The organism is Acinetobacter pecorum (assembly GCF_014837015.1).
In the GTDB taxonomy this organism is placed as follows: domain Bacteria; phylum Pseudomonadota; class Gammaproteobacteria; order Pseudomonadales; family Moraxellaceae; genus Acinetobacter; species Acinetobacter pecorum.
In genome coordinates this window covers 117,733-137,333 of the sequence record NZ_JACSPT010000001.1, presented here as the reverse complement: position 1 = coordinate 137,333, position 19,601 = coordinate 117,733, and the positions used below count along the sequence as shown (strand labels likewise).

Annotated in this window: 21 protein-coding genes; 12 read left to right on the top strand and 9 right to left on the bottom strand. The window is 44.7% G+C overall.

The features are described 5' to 3' along the window. Positions 1 to 25: 25 nt before the first annotated feature. The 3 genes from infA (at position 26) to H9629_RS00590 (ending at position 1,301) form a co-directional block, all read left to right on the top strand. The gene (gene infA / locus H9629_RS00600) at positions 26 to 247 is read left to right on the top strand and encodes a translation initiation factor IF-1 (protein ID WP_001284370.1); all 222 of its coding nucleotides are present in this window, start codon (positions 26 to 28) and stop codon (positions 245 to 247) included. A 133-nt stretch (positions 248 to 380) separates the two neighbouring features. Then, on the top strand, positions 381 to 761 hold the full coding sequence (locus tag H9629_RS00595) for a hypothetical protein (RefSeq protein ID WP_064094869.1): 381 nt from the start codon (positions 381 to 383) through the stop codon (positions 759 to 761). A gap of 150 nt (positions 762 to 911) precedes the next feature. Then, positions 912 to 1,301, top strand: a complete 390-nt coding sequence (locus H9629_RS00590) for a hypothetical protein (protein ID WP_191730345.1) — start codon at positions 912 to 914, stop codon at positions 1,299 to 1,301. 71 nt (positions 1,302 to 1,372) lie between these two features. Here the strand turns inward: H9629_RS00590 and leuB are convergent, their stop codons facing one another. The 4 genes from leuB to leuC form a co-directional block, all read right to left on the bottom strand. Then, entirely contained in the window at positions 1,373 to 2,452 is a 1,080-nt protein-coding gene (leuB, locus tag H9629_RS00585; protein WP_191730344.1) for a 3-isopropylmalate dehydrogenase, read from the bottom strand. A 42-nt stretch (positions 2,453 to 2,494) separates the two neighbouring features. Continuing rightward, complete coding sequence (locus tag H9629_RS00580) at positions 2,495 to 3,058, bottom strand: hypothetical protein (RefSeq protein ID WP_191730343.1); 564 nt, start codon at positions 3,056 to 3,058, stop codon at positions 2,495 to 2,497. Between the two features lie 87 nt (positions 3,059 to 3,145). After that, on the bottom strand, positions 3,146 to 3,796 hold the full coding sequence (gene leuD, locus H9629_RS00575; RefSeq protein ID WP_064102226.1) for a 3-isopropylmalate dehydratase small subunit: 651 nt from the start codon (positions 3,794 to 3,796) through the stop codon (positions 3,146 to 3,148). A 21-nt stretch (positions 3,797 to 3,817) separates the two neighbouring features. Next, positions 3,818 to 5,266 carry a 3-isopropylmalate dehydratase large subunit gene (gene leuC, locus H9629_RS00570; protein WP_064094874.1) on the bottom strand — a complete coding sequence of 483 codons (1,449 nt, stop codon included), beginning with the start codon at positions 5,264 to 5,266 and terminating at the stop codon, positions 3,818 to 3,820. Positions 5,267 to 5,537: 271 nt separating this feature from the next. On the opposite strand from leuC, the gene H9629_RS00565 reads away from it, so the two are divergent. From H9629_RS00565 to ovoA, 3 genes are all read left to right on the top strand, one after another. Continuing rightward, positions 5,538 to 5,774, top strand: a complete 237-nt coding sequence (locus H9629_RS00565) for a DUF2061 domain-containing protein (protein WP_005107971.1) — start codon at positions 5,538 to 5,540, stop codon at positions 5,772 to 5,774. A 193-nt stretch (positions 5,775 to 5,967) separates the two neighbouring features. Continuing rightward, complete coding sequence (locus tag H9629_RS00560) at positions 5,968 to 6,843, top strand: LysR family transcriptional regulator (protein ID WP_191730342.1); 876 nt, start codon at positions 5,968 to 5,970, stop codon at positions 6,841 to 6,843. A gap of 200 nt (positions 6,844 to 7,043) precedes the next feature. Next, the gene (ovoA, locus tag H9629_RS00555; protein WP_191730341.1) at positions 7,044 to 9,218 is read left to right on the top strand and encodes a 5-histidylcysteine sulfoxide synthase; all 2,175 of its coding nucleotides are present in this window, start codon (positions 7,044 to 7,046) and stop codon (positions 9,216 to 9,218) included. A gap of 43 nt (positions 9,219 to 9,261) precedes the next feature. Here ovoA and H9629_RS00550 read toward each other — a convergent pair whose 3' ends face one another. Together H9629_RS00550 and H9629_RS00545 are read right to left on the bottom strand one after the other, a co-directional pair. Next, on the bottom strand, positions 9,262 to 9,510 hold the full coding sequence (locus tag H9629_RS00550; protein WP_064094877.1) for a DUF2789 family protein: 249 nt from the start codon (positions 9,508 to 9,510) through the stop codon (positions 9,262 to 9,264). 161 nt (positions 9,511 to 9,671) lie between these two features. Further along, positions 9,672 to 10,322 carry an HAD family hydrolase gene (locus H9629_RS00545; RefSeq protein WP_191730340.1) on the bottom strand — a complete coding sequence of 217 codons (651 nt, stop codon included), beginning with the start codon at positions 10,320 to 10,322 and terminating at the stop codon, positions 9,672 to 9,674. Positions 10,323 to 10,504: 182 nt separating this feature from the next. Here H9629_RS00545 and H9629_RS00540 point away from each other — a divergent pair, with 182 nt between their 5' ends. The 3 genes from H9629_RS00540 (at position 10,505) to H9629_RS00530 (ending at position 13,923) form a co-directional block, all read left to right on the top strand. Further along, positions 10,505 to 10,987 (top strand): RNA pyrophosphohydrolase, encoded by a 483-nt coding sequence (locus H9629_RS00540; protein WP_064094879.1) that lies wholly within the window; start codon positions 10,505 to 10,507, stop codon positions 10,985 to 10,987. Positions 10,988 to 11,076: 89 nt separating this feature from the next. Beyond that, a complete protein-coding gene (ptsP, locus tag H9629_RS00535; protein WP_064094880.1) occupies positions 11,077 to 13,374 on the top strand; it encodes a phosphoenolpyruvate--protein phosphotransferase in 2,298 nt (765 codons plus the stop codon). A gap of 48 nt (positions 13,375 to 13,422) precedes the next feature. After that, a complete protein-coding gene (locus tag H9629_RS00530) occupies positions 13,423 to 13,923 on the top strand; it encodes a hypothetical protein (RefSeq protein WP_064094881.1) in 501 nt (166 codons plus the stop codon). Here H9629_RS00530 and H9629_RS00525 read toward each other — a convergent pair. Beyond that, complete coding sequence (locus H9629_RS00525; RefSeq protein WP_004729442.1) at positions 13,920 to 14,099, bottom strand: DUF7230 family protein; 180 nt, start codon at positions 14,097 to 14,099, stop codon at positions 13,920 to 13,922. The two genes, H9629_RS00530 and H9629_RS00525, sit on opposite strands and share 4 nt — an antisense overlap. Positions 14,100 to 14,720: 621 nt before the next feature. Between H9629_RS00525 and H9629_RS00520 the strand changes: the two genes are divergently transcribed. From H9629_RS00520 to H9629_RS00510, 3 genes are all read left to right on the top strand, one after another. Next, the gene (locus H9629_RS00520) at positions 14,721 to 16,241 is read left to right on the top strand and encodes a catalase (RefSeq protein WP_064094882.1); all 1,521 of its coding nucleotides are present in this window, start codon (positions 14,721 to 14,723) and stop codon (positions 16,239 to 16,241) included. 97 nt (positions 16,242 to 16,338) lie between these two features. Continuing rightward, positions 16,339 to 16,782: a thiol-disulfide oxidoreductase DCC family protein gene (locus H9629_RS00515; RefSeq protein ID WP_064094883.1), complete on the top strand. Its 444-nt coding sequence runs from the start codon at positions 16,339 to 16,341 to the stop codon at positions 16,780 to 16,782. After that, positions 16,763 to 17,167: a DoxX-like family protein gene (locus H9629_RS00510; protein ID WP_064094884.1), complete on the top strand. Its 405-nt coding sequence runs from the start codon at positions 16,763 to 16,765 to the stop codon at positions 17,165 to 17,167. Before H9629_RS00515 ends, H9629_RS00510 begins: the two co-directional genes overlap by 20 nt. Before the next feature lie 3 nt (positions 17,168 to 17,170). On the opposite strand, the gene H9629_RS00505 is transcribed toward H9629_RS00510, so the two are convergent. Next, positions 17,171 to 18,226: an MBL fold metallo-hydrolase gene (locus H9629_RS00505; protein ID WP_064094885.1), complete on the bottom strand. Its 1,056-nt coding sequence runs from the start codon at positions 18,224 to 18,226 to the stop codon at positions 17,171 to 17,173. Positions 18,227 to 18,644: 418 nt separating this feature from the next. Continuing rightward, a complete protein-coding gene (locus tag H9629_RS00500; RefSeq protein ID WP_064094886.1) occupies positions 18,645 to 19,580 on the bottom strand; it encodes a cation diffusion facilitator family transporter in 936 nt (311 codons plus the stop codon). Positions 19,581 to 19,601: the final 21 nt, after the last annotated feature.

Genomic DNA, 19,601 nt, shown 5'->3' with positions numbered 1-19,601 from the left:
CCCAATTTATTCATTCAGGTAGGCTATGGCCAATAAAGAGGAACTCATCGAGTTCGAAGGCGTTGTCACCGAGACGCTTCCTAATACTATGTTCCGTGTACGTTTAGAGAACGGTCACGAAGTGATTGCCCACATCTCTGGTAAAATGCGTAAACACTATATCCGTATTTTAACTGGCGACAGTGTGAAGGTTGAAATGACACCTTATGATTTGACTAAAGGTCGTATCACCTATCGTGCACGCTAAGTTTTAGCGCAAGCAAAAGCCACTGTTAGTGGCTTTTTTTATGACTTTAATTATTTACCCACGAATAAATCAATTTGACAGGAGCTAATAATTTCTGGATTATTCATTTAATTAAAGTACATGCATAAAAACAATGAATATGAAGTGCTTAATCCTGCTTTCCAGCTTGTTTCTCGTTGCCTGTGCCACTGGCGGCAATCAGCATCTGCATCAGTCTCTCCAACCCTATGTCGGTCAAACTGCAACACAGGTTCGCAGTCAACTTGATCTTCGTGCCATGGGATTCAAAACCTCGCAGAAACCGATTCAAACCGCAGAATCTCTCAGCTACACGATTTTTCGGGATATGAATATTCCAATGGGCACACCGAATATTAGTCAAAGTATCTCAATCGGTGCACCCATGCCAACCCCCTCAAACGGCGGTTATAACATCGAGATGAAATGCCAAATCTGGTTTGACTTGAAAGATGACATTGTTCAGGAGATTCGCTATACCGGCAGAGCTTGCTGACTTTTCTCCAATTATTTAGAGCCTGTATCGGATTAAATGAAGACATCCAAACTCATTACGCTACCCCTTTACCGTGTGTCAAATTACAACAATCACCCTGCCATTTTCTGCCTAAACTAGTCTTCAGTCAGTCCTGTGCAGGAGTGAATTATGTTGTTATCTTCTTATCGACTATCCGTGATTCTCTTGGGTGTATGCATCGGCATGACCGGTTGTACACACTCTCCAACTACCACCCCGACTGAACGGGAAGCTTACTTGCAGCAGTTTATTGGTCAAAGCAGTCAGTTTATCGATCAAAATCTGGATCTGAAACGCCTGGGTTATCAACAGGTCAGTGGCCCCATACTCAGCGCCCGGCAATTAAGCTATGTGGTACAACGTCCTATTTCTATTCCTCTGCCTTCAGCAGGGAATGGACCCGTCCCTATCCCTATTAGCCCTGCAGACAGCTATGATGTTGATCTGCAATGTAAAATTACTTTTTTACTAAAAAACAATATTGCAACAGCTGTCCGTACTTCAGGTCGAACCTGTTAATTATTTTCAGATTCGAAATTCCAGCCATAAAAAACGCAGCCTTGAGCTGCGTTTTTTAATCAAAACTGAGCTTAATTTAATGCAGTCACAACCGCTTGACCCATTTCAACCGTACCGACTTTTTGCATGCCTTCAGACATGATATCTGCCGTACGCAAGCCTTGATCCAGGACCTGACCAACTGCATCTTCAATCGCTTTTGCAGCTGCTTCTTCACGGAAAGTATAACGCAGCATCATTGCGACGGAAAGAATCGTCGCTAATGGATTTGCCAGGTCTTGACTGGCGATATCTGGTGCAGAACCATGACAAGGCTCATACATGCCTTTGCCATTTTCATCCAGAGATGCCGATGGCAACATACCGATTGAACCTGTGAGCATCGCTGCTTCATCCGACAAGATATCACCGAACAGGTTAGAGGTTACAATCACGTCAAACTGCTTCGGTGCACGTACCAGCTGCATCGCCGCATTATCGACATACATATGCGATAAATTAATTTCCGGATATTCGGCTTCTTTCAGCGCAGTCACTGTCTGTTTCCACAGTTCAGTTACTTCAAGCACGTTGGCTTTATCCACTGAACATACTTTACCACCCCGCAAATTGGCCATTTCAAAGGCAACTTTGGCGATACGCTTGATTTCAGACTCTGAATAGACGTCGGTGTTATAGCCTTGCTTCTCGCCATTTTCCAGTTCACGGATACCACGTGGCTGACCGAAGTAAATTCCACCCGTTAATTCACGCACAATCAGAATATCCAGACCTGCGACGATTTCAGGTTTTAAGCTTGAAGCATCAGCCAGTTGCGGATAAAGAATCGCTGGGCGCAAGTTAGCAAACAGGTTCAGTTCGCTACGCAATTTCAATAAACCACGTTCCGGACGGATTGAACGCTCAATCGTATCCCATTTTGGACCGCCCACGGCACCCAGTAGAATCGCATCAGCTTTTTTAGCCTGCTCAGATGTTACGTCTGGATACGGTGAACCATGCGCATCAATGGCTGCACCACCGAGTAAACCCTGCTCCCATGTCAAATCAAGATTAAATTTCTCATTTACACGAGTCAGCACCTGCTCTGCCGCTTTGACAATTTCAGGACCGATACCGTCACCAGCTAAAATCAAAATTTGTTTAGACATGAGATTTTCCGTTTAAAACGTCAGATTCAGACCTGACAGAGGTTAAATTTTCTTTTCTACAAACTCTGCAATCCCGGTGACTGCATTATAGGGTTTGCAAAAACGACGAATGGTTTTTTGCTCTTGTACCAGATCTACGCAAAGCGGATCCGGTGCCGAAGCATTTAATAAACTGCTGCTACGCGCACTACGGTCACGGAACATCTTTAAGCTATAGCGGTTATTGGCATGAAAGCGATGGAATACATGCAAGGTTTCTGCTTTATCCTTACTGATTGGATAAAAACGCACGACCAGTTCATGCTGTCCTGCTGGCACGGATAGATAAACCGGATTGGCCTGATTTAAGTTTTTAGCCTGCAAGCGTACCAGTTTCTGCTTCAATGCTTCAGCACCAATGCGGCCATTGTCGGCATGGACGATAATGGTCTGGTTGAAACGCTCAAACTGGCAATCAGGTGTCCCTGTACAGTAAATCAGGACATTATTTTTGCTCTCAGTACTTGCTTTGGCATGCTTGAGTTTCATCGTGTCAATGCTTTGACATGCAGCCAACATCACCGATACCGTACTTAAAGCAAGCCACTGTTTCCAATAATTCGCCATAATGTCTGTCTTACCCAATCAAAAAACCTAATAATCTTCCGATATTAGCAAGAGCCTCGCAGTCACGCTATGACAATTTTTGCTGATTTATTCGTGAATTTCGGCAAATACCCAAGGGCGTGATTGTTTGGTTTTTTCCTCATAGGCACGGATATCATCCGCTACCTGCAAAGTTAAGCCAATATCATCCAGACCATTCAACAGGCAATGCTTGCGAAATGGATCCACTTCAAACTTAAAGCTTTCGCCCGTAGGGGTACGAACTTCTTGTGCCTGCAAGTCAATGGTCAACTGATAGCCTTCAGCTGCTGCACACTCCTTAAATAACTGCTCAACAATATCTTCAGCCAAAATCACAGGCAACATACCGTTTTTAAAACAGTTATTAAAGAAAATATCAGCAAAGCTTGGCGCAATTACGGTACGGAAACCATATTCGCTCAAAGCCCACGGCGCATGTTCACGGCTAGAACCACATCCAAAGTTGGCACGTGAAATTAAAATAGACGCACCCTGATAACGTGGCTGGTTCAAGACAAAGTCCGGATTGATCGGACGAACTGAATTGTCCTGACCTGGATAACCTTCATCCAGATAACGCAATTCATCAAATAAATTGTCACCGAAACCGGTACGTTTGATCGATTTCAAAAACTGTTTTGGAATAATTAAATCTGTATCGACATTGGCACGGTCTAAAGGTGCAACGATACCTTGTTCAACGGTATAAGCTTTCATGTCTGTGCTCCTACGTACCAATTAAAATGAACGAACATCAACAAAGTGACCTGCAATCGCAGCAGCGGCTGCCATGGCTGGACTCACCAGATGAGTGCGACCGCCATTGCCCTGACGACCTTCAAAGTTACGGTTCGAAGTCGAGGCACAATGCTCGCCTGGTTGTAACTTGTCGGCATTCATCGCCAGACACATTGAACAGCCAGGTTCACGCCACTCGAAGCCAGCCTCGACAAATACCTTGTCCAGACCTTCCGCTTCTGCCTGGGCTTTGACCAGTCCAGAACCAGGAACCACCATCGCCTGTTTGATTGAAGATGCGACTTTGCGACCTTTAATCACTTCGGCTGCAGCACGGATATCTTCAATACGCGAGTTGGTGCACGAACCGATAAATACACGATCTAACTGGATGTCTGCTAATGCCTGACCTGCATTTAAGCCCATATATTGATAAGCACGGTTCCAGTCATTGCGTTGTACATCATCTTTGGCTTGTTCTAAAGTCGGTACTGCTTGAGAGACCGGAATCACCATCTCAGGGGAAGTACCCCAAGACACTTGTGGCTCGATTTCTTCACCTTGCAATACAACAACCGTGTCAAAGTATGCGTCATCATCTGAATGTAAAGTATTCCAGTAAGCAACAGCCTGATCCCACTGCTCTGCAGTCGGCGCATACGGACGGCCTTTAACATACTCGATGGTTTTTTCATCGACAGCCACCATGCCGACACGGGCACCGGCTTCAATCGCCATGTTGCACACAGTCATACGACCTTCAATAGACATGTCACGGAAGACCTGACCGCCAAATTCAATCGCGTGACCAGTACCGCCTGCGGTACCAATCTTGCCAATAATGGCCAAGACCACATCTTTTGGTGTTACGCCCTGACCTAATTTGCCATCAACACGCACCAGCATGTTTTTCATCTTCTTTTGAACCAGGCATTGGGTCGCCAATACATGTTCAACTTCGGATGTCCCGATCCCATGCGCCAAGCAGCCAAAAGCCCCATGGGTTGCTGTATGCGAATCACCACATACCACGGTCATGCCCGGCAAGGTCAAGCCCTGCTCCGGCCCGACCACATGCGCAATACCCTGACGGATATCGTTAATATCAAATTCAACAATATTAAAGGTCTTGCAGTTATCATCTAAGGTTTGCACCTGAATGCGCGAGGTTTCATCTTCAATTCCGGCTACGCCCTGCTCACGCTCTTTTTTCGAGGTTGGTACGTTATGATCCGGTGTAGCAATGTTGGCGCTTAAACGCCATGGCTTGCGCCCGGCCAATTGCAACCCTTCAAATGCCTGTGGTGAGGTTACTTCATGCAACAGGTGACGGTCGATATAGAGTAAGGCAGAACCATCGTCACGTTGCGTTACTAAATGGTCATCCCACAACTTGTCATATAGTGTTTTTGCATTTTGCTTTTGTACTGTTTGGGTCTCGCCTGCCATGTCGATATACTCCACTGGACTGGGTAAATTCTTTCTCTGATTTTGATTATATCGCTGCAATCACATAAATCTAATTTATCATTTTTATTAGTTAAAAAACTTTTTGGAATCTTTTAAAAAGTGAATTAAATCAGACTTTCAGATTATTTATATTTATTTCTATAAATCTAATTTTCCGATCATTTTATAAAAATATTCGTTTGTACAAGTTAAATGAGAATTATTATTATTTATTCATCGGCAGAGATAACTTATTTAGAGGAACTTCGACATGGCACATATTCAACGTTTTGTAGACAACAATCAGCGCATGTTTAAAAAGACTTTCAGCTATTACATCATGCACATTACTGTGGCGATGATTGTGGGTTACTTGGTGACCGGCAGTTTAACCATGGCCATTGCCTTGAGTTTGTTAGAACCCACCGTACAAGCAGTTGCTTTCTTCTTTCATGAAAAAATCTGGGAGCGTAATAACCAACAGCAGAATGAGGACATTACCGTTTAAGATTTTCTGTCGGGGTTCCTGATGAAAGACTGCCTGCATAGGCGGTCTTTTTTTTAACTTCTTAAAAATACAATACGTTGAAAACGTTTAGTAATTCAGCAACCTAATATAAATAAACTAATTTTACTTTGATTTATTCTTAAAATATAACAATAATAACCTTAAGCATAAAAATTCTTTATAGGTGATTAAGATGAATCTCGCAGCCTTTGAAGCCTTTGTAAAAGTCATGGAAACCGGTTCGATTTCTCTGGCCGCAGATCAGCTTTTTATTACCCAGCCTGCTGTCACCAAACGTATTCACAGTCTGGAAGAATACTTTGGAGTCAAACTGTTTGAATCTGCCGGACGTGGCGTACAGGCTACCCATGCGGCCCATTCCCTGTTGCCTAAAGTGAAAAACTGGCTGAACGAGCTCGGTGACATTCATTATACCTTGAGCCATGAACAGGCTCTGGTACAGGGTAAACTGAAAATTGGTACCAGTCATCATATTGGCCTGCATCATCTTCCGAGCCATTTGCGCCGTTATGTCCAAGCCTATCCGGACGTGACCCTAGATGTACATTTTGTCGATTCCGAACAGGCACATGAACAGGTGATTGCCGGTGATCTGGAACTGGCATTTTTAACCCTGCCGCCACGAGGTGATGCACGCCTGAATTACGTGACCATCTGGAATGATCCTCTGGTCTTTGTGGTGGCACCGTTTCATCCGCTGGCACAGCAAAAAAATCTGTCTCTGGAAGACTTGCTCGACTACCCCAGCCTGTTGCCCTCTTCACAAACTTATACCTCCCAGATCACCTTGGCAGAGTTTGAAAAACAGGGCATTAAACCGAAAGTCAGCATGAGTAACAATCCGCTGGAATCGATCCGGATGCTGGTATCGATTGGTTTGGGCTGGTCTGTGCTGCCAAAAACTTTAGTGAATCATGACCTGCACCAACTGGACATTAATCTGGAAATGAACCGCCGTTTGGGCATGGTCTGGCATCCTGGCCGTACGCAGTCCAAAGCGGCACAAGCTCTGGTTCAGCTCATGCAAGATAGTGCCCTGCCTATTTAGCCTATTTAGCCTATTTAGCCTATTTAGCCTATTTAGCCTATTTAAGTTAAGCTGTAGCTGAACATGCTGTATCAAGCACGATGCAGCATTTTGTTACCTAAATACCCCCCATTTGGCGATATCTTTCGAGTATTTTTAAGACAATTCCATTCTTTTGCGATGCAGAAGGATGCTTAAAACTATTCCATGGAGCCTGACGGATGCAGCTCGATTTTGCCTTAAAACCCCATTCTAAAGATAAAAAAAGTACCAGCAGCCCATGGCTTTCGGCCAAACCGATGCTGCTAGCCACGCCTGCGCTTGATTTTGCCGATGAACAGACCGCCCGACAGCACTTACGTGAATATTTTCTGAATACTTTTGACACCTATGAGCAACTGTTTGAATGTCTCAAGCATGAAGATGCTTTTTTCATTAAACCGATTACCTTACGTCATCCGCTGATTTTTTATTTTGCACATACTGCCACTTTTTTTGTCAACAAACTGCTGCTCAGCAAACTGATCAGTGAACGCCTGAATCCACATTTTGAAAGTATCTTCGCAATCGGTGTGGACGAGATGAGCTGGGACGATCTGGATGAAGTACATTATGACTGGCCTAGTGTGCAGGAAGTCCGCAATTATCGTCATCAGGTGCGTGCCCTGATCTTGAACATTCTTGAACATGCCCCATTGACTCTGCCCTTAAACTGGCAAAATCCCTGGTGGACCATCATCATGGGCATTGAGCATGAACGGATTCATCTGGAAACTTCTTCCGTACTGATCCGCCAGCATGCTCTGGAACATGTACGCCAGCATCCGCAGTGGCGCGCCAATATCATTACCGGCATGGCTCCGGATAACAGCTTGCTGACTGTGCCTGAAGGTGAGATCTATCTAAAGAAAGATTTTAACGATCCATTTTATGGCTGGGACAATGAATACGGCCAGCATGAAGCGCAGGTAGCAGCTTTTGCAGCTTCCAAATATCTGGTATCCAATCAGGAGTTTCTGGCTTTTGTCGAAGCTGGTGGCTATCAGACCGAACACTACTGGAATGAAGAAGGTCTAGGCTGGCTGCAATTTTCCCAAGCTGCTTACCCCTGTTTTTGGCGCAAAACCAAATCGGGCTGGTCACTGCGACTGATGCTGGAAGAGGTACCGATGCCTTGGGATTGGCCTGTAGAAGTGAATTATCATGAAGCCAAGGCCTTTTGTGAGTGGAAATCGCAACAGCTGGGGAAAAATATTCGCTTGCCGACTGAAGATGAATGGTATCGCCTGTATGCGGTTTCAGACCTGGATCCACATTTACCAAGTCCTGAACAGGCCAATATCGAGTTGAAGTACGGCACCAGCTCCTGCCCGGTCGATCATTTCAAGCAGGGCGATTTTTATGATATTCAGGGTAATGTCTGGCAGTGGACTGAAACCCCGATCTATCCATTTCAGGGTTTTCAGGTGCATCCGTTTTATGATGATTTCAGTACACCGACCTTTGACGGTCGCCATAACCTGATGAAAGGCGGCTCCTGGATTTCGGCAGGCAATGAAGCTTTATATAGTTCCCGCTACGCCTTCAGACGGCATTTCTTCCAGCATGCCGGTTTTCGCTATGTCGCCTCTGATCAGGCACTGCAACATTTCCCTTCGAACTATGAAAGCGACCAGTTGGTCTCCCAATATCTGGAATTCCAGTATGGCACTGAATATTTTGGTGTCACCAATTTTGCCAAAACACTGGTCCATCTGGCGCAACCCTATTTTCAGCAAACGCCATGTCATCGTGCCTTAGATATTGGCTGTGCCACCGGCCGCGCCAGCTTTGAACTGGCACACTATTTTAATCAGGTGACCGGTCTGGACTTTTCTGCACGCTTTATCCAGCAGGCAGTTTATTTGGCCCAAGGCAACAGGGTACGTTATCAACTGCCACTAGAAGGTGAATTAAGCGAAGAAAAAAGCTGTTCACTTGAAGATGTCGCTTTGGATCAGTTTGCATCTAAAACGGAATTTTTTCAGGCTGATGCCTGCAATCTTAAAGCACATTTTAGCGGCTATGATTTTATTCTGGCAGCAAATCTGATTGACCGGTTACACCATCCGAAAGACTTTTTGGCACAGATTCATGAGCGTATCAATATGGGGGGTATTTTAATGCTGAGCTCGCCCTATACCTGGCTGGAGGAACATACGGCGTGTAGCGAATGGCTGGGTGGTTTTCAGCAGGATGGGGAAAATATTACGACCTTGGCAGGTATGACCAATATCTTAACCCAGCACTTTGAATTGGTGGCCGAACTCCAGGATGTCCCTTTTGTGATTCGGGAAACGGCCAGAAAGTATCAACACACGCTGTCACAAGTCACCCTCTGGAAAAGGATTCGCTAAAAGTGATGACCTAAAAAAGCCAATCATAGGATTGGCTTTTTAATTATCCTTCAATGGTTGAGTTTTCATGTAAGGATTCATTGAGTTGATCTACCACAATCGCCCATTCGCCATCAGAGGCTATTTTCTCGCTTAAAAATTGACGTTGTGCTTCTGACCAATACGGCGCATCCAGTAAAGTCAGGTCTTTATGCAATTGATGCTCGTGAATAAATGTTGCAATACCTTCTGCACTGGCATCCAGGCCAAGCTGCTGGAACAGATGTGTCATACGCGGTCGAACGTGAGTCATATCTTATACCTCAGAGTTTACTATTGTTATCATGTCCTGTTGTTTGAGCATAGCATGCCTGATTCGGCCGGACTGTGAAAAAACATTAATATTCAAATGCGGCACATAAAAAGCACAACCAGAGTTGTCCTAAATGAATCATATGAATAAAGCTGGAATGCTTAGATTGACCAGTCCTGTATTTCCCAACCCTGCTCCTTCGCCAGAGTTTCCAAACGCTCATCCGGATTGACTGCAATGGCATGATCCGCATATTCCAGCAAGAAACGGTCATTAATGGAATCTGAATAGGCCCAAGACTCGGTTACGTCACGGCCTTCCAGCCATTGTTCCAGTCGCACCAGCTTGCCTTGCTGATAGCACGCGGTATTGATGACTCTACCGGTATATTTCCCATCAATGACTTCAGCATTGGTGGCAATAATTTCAGTAATTCCGAATTCACGAAAAATCGGTGCGGTAATAAAGTCTGAAGTCGCGGTAATCCCCACTAAGGCATGCCCTGCTTCACGGTGGCGCTCAATGGCTTTAAAACCTTCAGGACGCATTTGTGGACGAATGACTTTTTGCATGAACAGTTGATGTAATTCAACCAGATAATCATTGTCATGTTGGGTTAGAAACTGGAATACAAATTCATTATAGGCATAAGGATCCAGCTGGCCTTTTTTATAATCATCATAGAACTTGTCATTCATGGCGCGATGCTGAACTGGATCGACCAGGCCCTCACTGACCAAAAACTCTCCCCAGGAATGATCCGAATCCGTGTTTAACAAGGTGTGATCGAGATCAAATAGCGCCAATTTCATGAAAATACTCGTTAAAACTGAAATTTAAGAAAAAAATTGTAAATCTATCTCCGCTAGTCGATAGAAATTCGTTAAGATCATAGCAATTTTAACATTTTTAAACTTTGCTTTTTTCGAGTTGGATAACGAAATAATGCTCCCCGATGGCAAAGGCATAAATTAAACAATTTTTAGGTAGCCAAATGATCGACTCTGAAGGTTTCCGACCGAATGTCGGGATCATTTTGGCAAACGATGCTGGACAGGTTTTATGGGCAAAACGCATTGGTCATAATGCATGGCAATTTCCACAAGGAGGTATCCAGTATGGAGAAACCCCTGAACAGGCACTCTATCGTGAGCTGAGAGAAGAAATTGGCTTACTGCCCGAACACGTCCAGATTATTGCGCAAACCAAAGGCTGGTTGCGCTATCGTTTGCCGCATCGATACATTCGTACGGATTCCGATCCGGTCTGTATTGGTCAAAAACAAAAGTGGTTTTTACTCAAACTGACGGCCCCAGCACAGAATATTCAGTTGAATCTGTCTGATCCGCCCGAATTTGATCAATGGCAATGGGTCAGTTACTGGTATCCACTTGGTCAAGTCGTGAATTTCAAACGTGATGTTTATCGTAAAGCCTTGGTGGAATTGTGTCAGCAACTTCCACAGCAAAAACCTTAAAAAATCGCATAAATAATGCAGATTTTTTACTTGGCTATTGTTATAAATAAACTTAATTACTGAAATTCTGAATTGATGGAGCAGACCTTATGTCGAATATGCAACTGGACACCTTGAGACGTATTGTTCAGGAGATCAATGCGTCCACCAGTTTGCATGAATCACTCGACATCATGGTCAATCATGTAGCCGAAGCCATGCAGGTTGATGTCTGCTCGATTTATCTCCTCGATGAACGCAATCAACGTTATCTACTCATGGCGTCTAAGGGCCTGAATGCGGAATCCGTCGGCCATGTATCCTTGCAGACAGGGGAAGGGCTGGTAGGACTGGTAGGCCAGCGTGAAGAAATTGTCAATCTGGACAATGCTCCTAAACATGAACGGTTCCTGTTTTTGCCAGAAACTGGTGAAGAACTTTATAACTCTTTTCTTGGCGTTCCAGTCATGTACCGTCGCAAGGTCATGGGCGTACTGGTTGTCCAAAACAAGGAGCCACAGGATTTTTCCGAAGCTGCCGAATCTTTTCTGGTTACGCTCTGTGCCCAGCTTTCAGGCGTAATTGCGCATGCCCATGCGGTCGGCAATATTGATGTATTCCGTAAACCGAGTAACCTGCCTGCCTATAAAACCTTTCAGGGGGTTTCCGGTTCAGGGGGTATTGCCTTAGGCCGTGCAGTGATTCTTTATCCGCCAGCGGATCTGACTGCCGTACCGGAACGTGAGGCCGATGATATCAGTGAAGAACTGATGTTATTGGATAGCGCACTGAATTCAGTCCGTGAAGAAATTCAGTGGCTGGATGACAAGATGCAGGATGCACTCATGGCTGAAGAGCGCGCACTGTTTAGTGTATTCTTGCGGATGCTGGATGAAAATGCACTGCCTGCAGAAATCAAGGCTTTTATCCGTGAAGGTCACTGGGCACAAGGCGCGGTGCGGATTGTCATTGACAATCATGTGGCACAATTTTCCCAGATGGAAGATGATTATTTACGTGAGCGGGTAGCAGACCTGAAAGATCTGGGCCGGCGTATTCTGGCCCGTTTACAGGAAGCAGATGCCAGTCACCGTGAACTGACCGATGAAAGCATCCTGATTGGTGAAGAAATTTCGACGGCGGCACTAGTTGAATTACCGGTAGATAAAATTGCCGCGATTGTCACCACTGAAGGTGCCATGAACTCGCATATGGTGATTGTGGCACGTGCCCTCGGTATTCCGACTGTGGTCGGCGTAACCGAACTGCCAATCAATACCCTCGATGATGTGGAGATGATTGTCGATGCGCATCAGGGCCGGGTCTTTATTAATCCGCCACGTCGCCTGCGCAGTCGCTATAAAGAAATTCAAAAAGAAGAAGAACAAATCGCTAAAGATCTGCGCCAGTACGAAACCAAAGATGCGATTACCCCGGATGGCATAGCGGTAAAACTATTCGTCAATACCGGCCTGATGATTGATGTAGTCCGTGGTGTGCAACGTGGTGCCAAAGGCGTTGGCCTATACCGCTCTGAAATTCCGTTTATGTTACGTGACCGCTTCCCAGGTGAAGAAGAACAACGTGCGATTTATCGTCAGCAGCTCAGTCACTTTGCCAATAAACCGGTGGTGATGCGAACGCTGGACATTGGGGCCGACAAAGACCTGCCATATTTCTCGATTGAAGAAGAAAATTCCGCACTCGGCTGGCGTGGTATTCGTTTTACCCTAGACCATCCGGAAATTTTTTCTTCACAGATTCGCGCCATGCTCAAAGCCAGTATCGGACTGAATAACCTGCATATTCTGCTGCCGATGGTGACCAGTGTCAGTGAAGTCGAAGAAGCGCTCTACCTGCTGGAACGTGATCATGCGGCGATTCAGGAAGAGGAACAGGTCAAGGTAAACAAGCCTAAACTCGGTATTATGGTGGAAGTTCCCAGCGTGCTATATCAGATTGATGAATTTTCCGAACTGGTCGATTTCTTCTCGGTCGGCTCCAACGATCTGACCCAATATCTGTTGGCCGTCGACCGTAATAATCCACGGGTGGCCAATGTCTATTCACACCTGCACCCTGCAGTAATGCGTGCCCTGACCCGTCTGGTGCAGGACTGTCATCGCAATGAAAAACCGGTCAGTATCTGCGGGGAAATGGCGGGTGATCCGCTGTCTGCCGTTTTACTCATGGCCATGGGCTTTAATACCCTGTCGATGAGTTCAAGTAATATTCTGCGGGTTCGTAAAACCATTTGTCATGTTCCGATGAGTGATGCACAGGAATTGCTACAACATGTGTTAAAAATGGACAATCCACTCATGGTAAAAAGCTGGTTAGAATATTATTTCAGAACTCATGGTCTGGGAGATATAGTGAAATCAGCCACGCGTATGGTAGGTGCTTAATACGGGGCTTTTCCAGCCCCCTCACTCTCGACATTGGTGGAGGTGGTTATGGAATTTCTGGTCATTCTGTTCATGGTAGGTGTAGTGTTCTATATTGTTATTATTGCACCTGCCTTAAAAGCCCGAAAAAATACTGATGATTCGTATTCATCTCGCTCCCGCCCTGCCAGCAATCGGACCAGCAACTCTACCGAACGGCCTAAAATGTCGCCACTACTGGGCATTGAAATTTCGGCATCGCAACGACGGCGTTTAGGCCGACATGACCCGTCCGTGATGGCCGCCAAACTTTATCAGCAACAAAAACATCAATTTGCCAGTTTTCAACAGGCCAGGCCGCAGCCTCATTCCCCTCACCCTGAAGCGCCTGTTCACACCAGACTACATAAACTTTTCAGTGATTTAATCACGGATGAATCTTCAACCCAGTCCCGTCGTCCAAATCAATATTCACAAACCCGTCGTACCCGGCCAGTCGCCCCGCTTTCTCCACTCAAATCCAACCCCAAACAGCCACCACATCGCCCCCAACCACCTTATAAACCTTAAGCTGCCATTAAAAAAGGGCGATCTTCCATGGAATATCGCCCTTGTCTGTGCTTGTTGTAGCCTCGTTTTGCATTTTTCTTTCGATCTACAAAGACCTGGCTTTTGTTGACTTCATGCATGTGTTTTGCCACAAAATTATGGATCACCACCTGCTCGGCTGTTTTCTTCTTGGCCATCTTGCTCTCTATATCATTTGGAGGAAGGAGTGAGATAATTATAAGGCTGACTGATTAATTTTCAAGCATATTTGCCAATGCTTTTTTTAAAAAAAAGTTCATTTAGACAGAATTTTACATGAGGCAAAAATGAGGGCTATAACCAGAACACCTTATTATTTTATTCATCATTTTTATGCTTTCTTTCAGCCGAGCAAGACCCAGTCAAAAACCATTTAAAATAAAATAGTTATAAAATTTATTTTAAACAATGCTCTACAGTTATTATCTTAATCTTTGGTTAAAAATATATTATGGACTTAGATATTGTTATTTTCGTTTAATCCCATTCATTATTCGAATTATGCAAAATAAGTAGAATTTGATATTGTCAGAGTGCAGAAAAGTCGTTACTTTTCAAAAAGTAAACTTTTAATTTTCAATATATTAGTCTTCATTGACCTTTAAAATCCTATTTGAGTAACTTTACTCAATCATATCCTGTGAATCCCATTTTGGGCCTTAACAGTATTTATATAAAAATATTGAAAATAGAGTAACACCTCATGCCCTTGGCAAATTACTCAATATTTTGTGAATACTGAATAGAGACTACAAAATATTCAAAACTTGGAGAGAAAGATGAGCCAAGATTTTAAAAAATGTCCTGTTACCCACCTGACTACTGAGGCTGGGGCACCTGTAGTCGACAACCAGAACAGTATGACGGCAGGTGCGCGTGGACCTTTACTTGCCCAGGATTTATGGCTGAATGAAAAACTGGCCAACTTTGTCCGCGAAGTGATTCCAGAACGTCGTATGCATGCCAAAGGTTCCGGTGCTTTTGGGATCTTTACTGTGACCAACGATATTACCCAATATACCCGCGCTAAAATTTTCTCGGAAGTCGGCAAAAAAACCGAAATGTTTGCACGTTTCTCAACAGTGGCAGGTGAACGTGGCGCCGCCGATGCAGAACGCGATATTCGTGGTTTTGCCCTGAAATTCTATACTGAAGAAGGTAATTGGGATCTGGTCGGCAACAATACTCCAGTATTTTTCCTGCGTGATGCCCGCAAGTTCCCGGACCTGAATAAAGCAGTCAAACGTGATCCGAAAACCAACAAGCGCAGTGCCACCAATAATTGGGATTTCTGGACATTACTGCCTGAAGCCTTTCATCAAGTGACTATTGTCATGTCAGACCGTGGGATTCCGGCCGGCTACCGTCATATGCATGGTTTTGGCAGTCATACCTTCAGTTTTATCAATGCCAATAATGAACGTTTCTGGGTGAAATTCCATATGCGTACCCAGCAAGGTATCCAGAACCTGACCGATGCTGAAGCTGAAGCCTTAATCGCTAAAGACCGTGAAAGCAGCCAGACCGACCTGTTTGATGCCATCGAACGTGGTGACTATCCAAAATGGAAAATGTACGTTCAGATCATGCCGGAACTGGAAGCTGAAACAGTGCCTTATCATCCATTTGACCTGACCAAAGTCTGGCCGAAAGGCGATTATCCACTGATTGAAGTCGGTGAATTCGAGCTGAACCGCAATCCGGAGAACTATTTCCAGGATGTGGAACAGGCCACCTTTGCACCAAGCAATCTGGTACCAGGTATCAGCTATTCACCAGACCGTATGTTACAGGCACGTTTAGTGAACTATGCCGATGCAGCGCGCTACCGTGTAGGAGTAAATCATTCACAGGTTCCAGTCAATGCGGCACGTTGTCCTGTACATTCGAACCGCCGTGATGGTCAAGGCCGCATGGATGGCAACTATGGTTCATTGCCGCATTACGAGCCAAACAGTTTTAGCCAGTGGCAGGAGCAGCCGGAATTCAGGGAACCGCCACTAAAAATTACCGGAGATGCCGATTTCTGGGATTTTCGTGAAGATGACAGTGATTACTTCAGCCAACCTCGTGCCCTGTTCAATCTAATGAATGACCAGCAGAAACAGGCGCTGTTCAATAATACGGCTAGAGCAATGGGCGATGCCCTGGATTTCATCAAATACCGTCACATCCGCAACTGTTATCATTGTGATCCCGCTTACGGTGAAGGCGTAGCACAAGCACTGGGGATGACTGTAGCAGATGCTCAAGCGGCTCGTGAAAGCGACCCAGCCAAAGGGCTACCTAGTTTCATCTAAGCCACTTTAGATATGTATAGAAAAACCACCTTCGGGTGGTTTTTTATTGCGGTATCCAGCACTATAGAAGCAAGCTCATACAAAAAGAAATACCAGAATGCATCCAAATATTGAAGACATCATTCAACAGCACGACATCATTGTGTTTGATGCCGTTTGCGTGATCTGTAATGGCTGGGCACGATTTTTAATTCAATACGATAAAAAAATACAGTTTAAACTGGTCTCTGCCCAATCTCCTTTAGGTATTGCCCTGCTTGAGCACTATCAGATGTCCACTGAACATTGCACCACCATGCTTGTCATCCGAGATGGCACACTGTATACCGAATCGACTGCATTACTGAAGGCGCTGCAGCATCTCGGTTTTCCATTTAATTTAATGAGCGCAGGTTATTTGGTTCCGCGTTTTATCCGGGATTTTCTGTATCGTGTGATCGCTTTAAATCGCTACACGCTATTCGGCAAAACTGAATATTGCCTGATCCCCTCCGGCGAAAATAAACGCCATTTTCTGGAAAATGCGCTTCGTGAATCCTAAGCCCGTTTTCAATCAGGTACTGTGTAGCATTGGGCTAAGTTTGGCAATGCTCTGGTTCTATCAAGGACTGATTCCAAAAATTCTGTTCCAGTCCCCTGCTGAAATCACAATCTGGCAAAATATGGGTTTTGAGCTGGCATTTGCCAAGACCTTGGTGGGCTTTTCTGGGGGATGTGAAATGCTGTGGGGTGTATGCTTTCTGAAATGGAACAGATCAATTCTATTGCATGGATTAAATATAATGGGACTTGCAGGATTACTGCTGCTGATTGTACTTACCGCACCTTTACAACTCACTGCGGCATTCAATCCCGTGGTGATGAATATCGCCATGCTCATGCTTTCTGTAGTGGCTATTCAACTCATTTGGCAAGAACAAGCATAGCGTTTAGACAATAATCCGTTTGCCTTCACGTATGCAGTAAAACGGATTAATTAACTTGGAGGAATGCTTGATAATCTCATGCAAGTCATGCTCTGGTGCATCACGGTCTTCATCAGTCAGCTGAAAAGTGCGGTAATGAATGGCCAGTGAGCATTTGGCCTGCAAATCGTGATGGGCATGATAAGCATCTTCCGGATTCATGTGAATCGCGCGCATCAGTTCACGTGGCTCATACGCACCAATTGGCAGCAAGGCGATCCGCGGCGCACCTAAACGTTTGCGGATTTCTTTAAAATGTGAGGCATAGCCACTATCTCCGGCAAAGAAACAATGCTCCTTGCCATGCAATAAAGAAAAACCTCCCCAGAGGGCACAGTTCTGATCGCGTATGCCGCGCCCAGAAGCATGTTGCGCCGGTGTATAGACAATCCTGATCTCTTCAAAAAAGGCGTTTTCCCACCAGTCCATTTCATGCACGGTATAATGTTCTGGCAAATACCAAGCATTGCCCAGTCCTGTATAAATCGGCATCTGAAAAGTCGTATGCAGCCATTCCAGACTGGCCAGATCCATATGGTCATAGTGGTTATGGCTCAGCAACACAGCATCAATATGGGGTAGTTCATCCAGGGCAATACCTGCCGGAATGACGCGCTGTGGCCCGGTAGATGCAGAAGGACCAGCATATTCGCCCCAGACCGGATCGGTCAGGAAATTATAAGGTCCAATCTGAATGAGTACGGTGGCATGACCAATAAACCAGATTTGCCAGTCATCTAGGGGAGCATCAGGACGATGCTGCGGCAAAGCACGTGGACGTGCAAAAAACTCGGCACGCTCCTCATCAAGGTTGACTTGCCAGGTACTGGATTTTCGGGTAACCAGCCATTTATATAAATCAAAACGACTGCGCGATAATGGGGAATATTCCAGATTATGAAAGCGTTGACCATCAAAATGATCGGAATGCAGATACTCAAATACCGGCTTAGACCAGACATGTTTCCAGCTGGACTGTGTGGGTAACTGAAATTTTTTAGTTTTAAAAAAATCTTGCATAAATATCCACTATTTATTATTCGTTATATGCAAGTTAGCTACCGCTTGAAATCGTCAAGTGCAGCAGCGTTTAAATGAGCATACAAACTTAAAACAGGCGCGTAGCAATATAGTATGAAATCCAATATCGTTAATCATGTATGTTTTTGTTATTTTTAATAAAAACACCATGTAAAAACCTTTCAGCTTATAAAAGTAACAGATTATAAGAAAAATACTGCTCGCAACCTTCTGCCTAAACATACAAAATGATGCCAAACCCCTTTAGGCTCATTTTGACAAAGTCATGACTCCTATGGGTAACTTTCTGACAGAGTGCATCTGCTCCCCAGACGAGGATCAGTTTCATCAGCTTAAGCATACCCGAGAGACATGCTGAAATCAGAAAAAATGGGCTCAAGCGATTTTTTTATATGAGTTATACACGGCCTAAGGTTCGCTCCAACCATACGGCCTTGGTTTGTGGCTTTACAAACAGGGCAATAATTTCCGGGTGCAATTGTTTAATCTGGGTCTCGATCCTGTTTACACAGGCTTCAATTTGATCGGATGTTAAATCATCTTTAAATTCCAGACTTAAGGATGCAATGACTTGATGCGCGCCCATCTGTTCCGTTAATACCCCGTTGGCACTAAAAACTGCAGCATCCTGTTGCGCAATATTTAATACATTTTCCCGCAGTTTAGGATCCGCAGTCTCACCGAGCAACAGGCCCTTGGTTTCACGTGCCAAAAACCAGGCCGACACCGCAAGCACCACCCCAATTAAGATTGAGGCCACCCCATCCAGTTCGGGAATATTTAGCTGATGAGCAAGAAAGATACCGACCAAGGCAATCACCAAGCCGATCAGTGCAGCAGTATCTTCAAATAAAACGGTAAAGGTAGTTGGGTCCTTACTCCGTCGAAAGGCTTCAAAATATCCCATATTTCCTTTTTGTTTACGAAATGTTTTTAGTGCCACTGACCATGAAAACCCTTCACATAAAATGGCTATGCCAAGCACGATATAGTTGATCATAGGATTCTGCATTTCTTCAGGCTGGATAATGTGATAAATACCCTGAAAAATAGAGACAATGGCACCCAGTGCAAATACCAGCAATGCCACAATAAAAGCCCAGAAATATAGTTCACGCCCATAACCAAACGGATGTTTAACGTCTCCAGGTTTTTTGGCTTTTTTCATTCCATATAACAGCAGAATTTCATTCAAGGTATCGACTACCGAATGAACAGCCTCACTCAGCATTGCAGAACTGTTAGTAATATAGGCTGCGACAAATTTAACGAGGGCAATCGCCAAATTGCCGAACATGGCTGCATAAACGACAATTTTATTGGATTCAGACATCTTGACACTGTCCCAAATAAT

What these genes read in the sequence shown, in the direction of transcription:
- leuD (WP_064102226.1), bottom strand. Translation starts at nt 3,796, where the DNA reads ATGAAAGCTTATACCGTTGAACAAGGTATCGTTGCACCTTTAGACCGT.
- H9629_RS00525 (WP_004729442.1), bottom strand. Translation starts at nt 14,099, where the DNA reads ATGGCCAAGAAGAAAACAGCCGAGCAGGTGGTGATCCATAATTTTGTG.
- H9629_RS00545 (WP_191730340.1), bottom strand. Translation starts at nt 10,322, where the DNA reads ATGAAATTGGCGCTATTTGATCTCGATCACACCTTGTTAAACACGGAT.
- H9629_RS00565 (WP_005107971.1), top strand. Translation starts at nt 5,538, where the DNA reads ATGGCACATATTCAACGTTTTGTAGACAACAATCAGCGCATGTTTAAA.
- H9629_RS00530 (WP_064094881.1), top strand. Translation starts at nt 13,423, where the DNA reads ATGGAATTTCTGGTCATTCTGTTCATGGTAGGTGTAGTGTTCTATATT.
- H9629_RS00505 (WP_064094885.1), bottom strand. Translation starts at nt 18,226, where the DNA reads ATGCAAGATTTTTTTAAAACTAAAAAATTTCAGTTACCCACACAGTCC.
- H9629_RS00580 (WP_191730343.1), bottom strand. Translation starts at nt 3,058, where the DNA reads ATGGCGAATTATTGGAAACAGTGGCTTGCTTTAAGTACGGTATCGGTG.
- ptsP (WP_064094880.1), top strand. Translation starts at nt 11,077, where the DNA reads ATGTCGAATATGCAACTGGACACCTTGAGACGTATTGTTCAGGAGATC.
- H9629_RS00500 (WP_064094886.1), bottom strand. Translation starts at nt 19,580, where the DNA reads ATGTCTGAATCCAATAAAATTGTCGTTTATGCAGCCATGTTCGGCAAT.
- H9629_RS00595 (WP_064094869.1), top strand. Translation starts at nt 381, where the DNA reads ATGAATATGAAGTGCTTAATCCTGCTTTCCAGCTTGTTTCTCGTTGCC.
- ovoA (WP_191730341.1), top strand. Translation starts at nt 7,044, where the DNA reads ATGCAGCTCGATTTTGCCTTAAAACCCCATTCTAAAGATAAAAAAAGT.
- infA (WP_001284370.1), top strand. Translation starts at nt 26, where the DNA reads ATGGCCAATAAAGAGGAACTCATCGAGTTCGAAGGCGTTGTCACCGAG.
- H9629_RS00590 (WP_191730345.1), top strand. Translation starts at nt 912, where the DNA reads ATGTTGTTATCTTCTTATCGACTATCCGTGATTCTCTTGGGTGTATGC.
- H9629_RS00515 (WP_064094883.1), top strand. Translation starts at nt 16,339, where the DNA reads ATGCATCCAAATATTGAAGACATCATTCAACAGCACGACATCATTGTG.
- H9629_RS00550 (WP_064094877.1), bottom strand. Translation starts at nt 9,510, where the DNA reads ATGACTCACGTTCGACCGCGTATGACACATCTGTTCCAGCAGCTTGGC.
- H9629_RS00510 (WP_064094884.1), top strand. Translation starts at nt 16,763, where the DNA reads ATGCGCTTCGTGAATCCTAAGCCCGTTTTCAATCAGGTACTGTGTAGC.
- H9629_RS00560 (WP_191730342.1), top strand. Translation starts at nt 5,968, where the DNA reads ATGAATCTCGCAGCCTTTGAAGCCTTTGTAAAAGTCATGGAAACCGGT.
- leuB (WP_191730344.1), bottom strand. Translation starts at nt 2,452, where the DNA reads ATGTCTAAACAAATTTTGATTTTAGCTGGTGACGGTATCGGTCCTGAA.
- H9629_RS00520 (WP_064094882.1), top strand. Translation starts at nt 14,721, where the DNA reads ATGAGCCAAGATTTTAAAAAATGTCCTGTTACCCACCTGACTACTGAG.
- leuC (WP_064094874.1), bottom strand. Translation starts at nt 5,266, where the DNA reads ATGGCAGGCGAGACCCAAACAGTACAAAAGCAAAATGCAAAAACACTA.
- H9629_RS00540 (WP_064094879.1), top strand. Translation starts at nt 10,505, where the DNA reads ATGATCGACTCTGAAGGTTTCCGACCGAATGTCGGGATCATTTTGGCA.